Source organism: Chloroflexota bacterium (assembly GCA_035652535.1).
GTDB lineage: Bacteria > Chloroflexota > UBA6077 > UBA6077 > SHYK01 > DASRDP01.
This window is the reverse complement of record DASRDP010000120.1, coordinates 1-3,652: the sequence shown is the minus strand read 5'-3', so window position 1 is coordinate 3,652 and position 3,652 is coordinate 1. Positions and strand designations below refer to the sequence as shown.

Sequence of the window (3,652 nt, the reverse complement as noted above, 5' to 3'; positions counted from 1 at the left end):
TCGGGCTCGCGCTGGCCATCGAGCTGGGAACGCGCGGCGTGCGCTGCGTCCTCGTGGAGCGGGGCGATGGCAGCGTTCCCGTGCCCAAGATGACGCAGCTCACGACCCGCACCGTGGAGTTCTGCCGTCGGTGGGGGATCGTCGATGAGGTTAAAGCGGCCGGCTGGCCGGAGACCCTTCCCGGCGACTTCGTCTACGTCACCAGCCTCGCCGGATTCGAGCTGTTCCGCGAGCCCTATCCGAGCTACGCGATGCGCGGCGAGGTCCCCTATTCGCCCGAGGGCACGCGGCATTGCCCGCAGATCTTTTTCGACCCGATCCTGCGGCGACACGCCGCGACCCTTCCGACGGTCAGCCTGCGGTATGGCGCGGAGCTGGAATCGTTCGATCAGGATGCCGGCTGTGTGCGTGCGACGGTCCGCGACGGCGCGACAGGCCGTCTCGAGGTGATCGATGCCCTGTACCTCGTGGGGTGCGACGGCTTTGACGGCCACGTACGGAAGGCGATGGGCGTGGCGTATGCGGGATCGGGGATGTTGAGCTATAGCGTCAGCATCTACTTTCGGTCGCCGGCGTTGATCCATCGGCACGATAAGGGTTGGTCTCGGTTCTATCGGCTGGTGGGTCCAGAGGGGCACTGGGGCGACATGATCGCGATCGATGGCAAGGAGTTGTATCGGCTGACGGTCCTCGACGCGAATCCGGACCAACCGGTGGATGCGTTCGATGTAGCCGCGTGCATGCGACGGGCTGCCGGCGTCGATTTCCCGTACGACGTGCTGTCGGTGCTGCCCTGGAAGCGGCGCGAGCTGGTGGCGGACCGATTCCGATCAGGTCGCGTGTTCATCGCCGGTGACGCGGCCCATCAGATGTCCCCGACCGGCGGGCTCGGCATGAACACGGGCGTTGGCGACGCGGTGGATCTGGGGTGGAAGCTGGCGGCCGTGCTCGATGGGTGGGGCGGGCAGGTCCTCCTCGACGCGTACCAGATCGAGCGGAAGCCGGTAGCGGTGACGAGCGTGACCGCGTCGAGTCGCGTCTACCAGGAGACTATGGCCCTTCCGGGCGGCCCGCTGCTGCTGGAGGATTCGTCGGACGGCGCCGCCCACCGGGAGCGGTTCAGACGCGCATTCGACGGAAAGCGCGCCGTGACCGAGCCGATCTCGGAGCAGGCGAAGCTCGGGTACTGCTACGACGCTTCGCCGATCGTCGTGCCGGATGGATCGCTACCCATTTCATATGAGGCGCCGTCGTTCATTCCCTCTGCGCGGCCGGGCACGCGCGCGCCGCACGCATGGGTGCGGCCGGGCATTTCGACCCTCGACTACTTCGGCGATGGTTTCGTCCTCTTGTGCTTGGGCGTTGAGCCATACGATGCGCGAGATTTGCAGCGTTGCGCGGACGAACGTGGCGTGCCATTTCGCGTCGTGGAGGTCCGTGATCCCGGGATCGCCAAGCTGTACGAAACGGCGCTGGTCCTCGTGCGCCCCGATGGTCACGTCGCCTGGCGATCCAACACGCCGCCGGCGGATCCTGGCCGGCTGCTCGACCGCGTTCGGGGCGCCATGACGAACACGAAAGGAGACGCCGCGTGCGAATCGCCTCAATCAAAGGCAACGATCTCGCCGTCGTAACAGACAAAGCGTTCATCCTCATCGGTGATGCGCTGGCGCAGCGTGGCGCCCTGATGCGCGGCGCGTCGATGATCGATCTCATCACCCGGTACGACGCACTCAAGAGCGCGATCGCGGAGGCCGCGGAGAGGGTCACGGTCGTCCAGGCGGACCACACGCGACTCGACCCGCCGGTGCCTGTGCCGTCGAAGATCTGGGCTGCCGCGTCGAATTACCGGCGCGGTGGGACGGGCATTTCCGACACCGCCGGCCGCGGAGCCGCGACCGAAGTGAGCCCCGATGCGCTGCTCGAGATGGCGTTCCTGAAGCCACCCTCGGCGGTCATCGGGCCGGAGGATGCTGTCGTCATCCCCAAGGATGCCGAGGCCGTGTTCCCGGAGCTGGAGCTGTGCGTCGTGATCGGGAAGAAGTGCCGAAATGTGTCCGTCGACGAGGCGATGGACGCGGTGTTCGGCTACACCATCATCCTCGATATGACGGCGCGCACGTACGCGGCGATCCAGGCTCCGTCAGCGTTGATCGGCACGCGGTGCGTGCGGAAGGGGTATGACACGTTCGCGCCCATTGGCCCGTGGATTGCCACGCGCGACGAGATCCCCAATCCCCAAGGGCTCCTCGCCCAGCTCTGGGTCAACGGCGAGCTGACGCAGTCGGCGACGACCGAGGCGATGATCAACGGCGTTCCCCGTCTGGTGAGCTATCTGTCGCGCGTGGGAACGCTCTATCCCGGCGATCTCATCGCAACCGGCAATCCCGACTCGCCGGAGTTTCAGCGGAGCCTGGCGCCCGGGGACACAATGCGGGCGGAGATCGAGCGCATCGGTGCGATGAACCTGCGGGTCGTCGCGGCCTCGGACAGGGGCTGATCAGTTTCTGAACGCGTCTGCCCTGAGCGCGTGTGAGAACGTGTCAGCCCGAGGGCGCAGCTGGAGCCACCCCGCGGCCGTGAGATGCTTCACTGCGTTCAGCATGACAGGCGGAGACAGCGTGTGATCTCGTCGGAGGGCGAGCGAAGCCCGTTCGCCGCGAGAGCGCGGCGGACGTTGTCAGCTCGAGGGCGCGCCCGAAGGATTCCGCCTGCCTGAGATGGCTCACGACGTTCCGTTTGAAACGCGCGCCAGCTCGGCCTGCTGGACCCGTGGCATGACCTCCGCCGCGAACAGCTCCATCGATCGGTTCGCCACTGCGAAGGGCACGTCGCCGAACTGAAACAGGCAATGCGCCTCGGTGCAGCCGATCTCCTCCGCCATGCGGCGCAGCGACCGCGCGCAGTCGTCCGGATCGCCGGCGATCAGTCGGCCCTCGTCGACGAGCTGCTCGATGTCGATGCCGGCGTTGGACGGCGCTGCCGGGAGCTTCGAGAGGTACTGGGAGGCACGGTTCAAGCGCACGTGCTCGCGCAGTCCGCTCTCGGCAATCCCGCGCGCCTCCGCGCGGTCCTCGGCGACGACGACGTGGTAGTGGGTGCCGATGGTGGGCGGCTCAGCCCGACCAGCCGCGGCCCACGTTTCGCGGTAGATCCGCGTCAGCTCCGCCAGCGCCGCGATGGGCTTGAGGTAGCCGATCGTGAGGAGGCGGTAGCCCTGGGTGCCGATGTACTCGAAGCTCTTGGGCGAGTTGGACGCGGCCATCCAGATGGGTGGGTGGGGTCGCTGCTCCGGTCGAGGCCACAGCTCCATCTCTTCGAGCTGATAGTACGGACCGGCGTGGCTGAAGGAGCGATTGGACCAGGCTTTCAGGATGACCTGGATGCTCTCCATCAGGCGCTCCTGGGCGTCTGCGTAGTTCACGCCCAGCACCTCGTAATCGTGGGCCACGAAGCCGCGCCCGATCCCCAACTCGACCCGTCCGCCCGAGAGGAGGTCCAGCACCGCGAGCTGCTCGGCGACCTCGAGGGGATGGTGGAGCGGAAGCACGACGACCGAGGTGCCGAGCCTCACCCGCGTGGTGTGCTGCGAGACTGCGGCGAGCATCGTGGACAGGGCCGGCATCATCCCGCCGTATTGGTGGAAATGGTG

The 3,652-nt window shown here is 67.0% G+C and carries 3 protein-coding genes; 2 read left to right on the top strand and 1 reads right to left on the bottom strand.

Annotated elements, in window-relative coordinates:
- On the top strand, positions 1–1,634 hold a 1,634-nt coding region (locus tag VFC51_14930), incomplete at its 5' end, for an FAD-dependent monooxygenase (protein HZT08317.1).
- Positions 1,592–2,500 (top strand): fumarylacetoacetate hydrolase family protein, encoded by a 909-nt coding sequence (locus VFC51_14925; GenBank protein HZT08316.1) that lies wholly within the window; start codon positions 1,592–1,594, stop codon positions 2,498–2,500. The genes VFC51_14930 and VFC51_14925, both read left to right, overlap by 43 nt.
- 225 nt (positions 2,501–2,725) lie before the next feature.
- Here VFC51_14925 and VFC51_14920 read toward each other — a convergent pair.
- The coding region (locus VFC51_14920) for an LLM class flavin-dependent oxidoreductase (GenBank protein ID HZT08315.1) at positions 2,726–3,652 on the bottom strand (927 nt) is incomplete at its 5' end.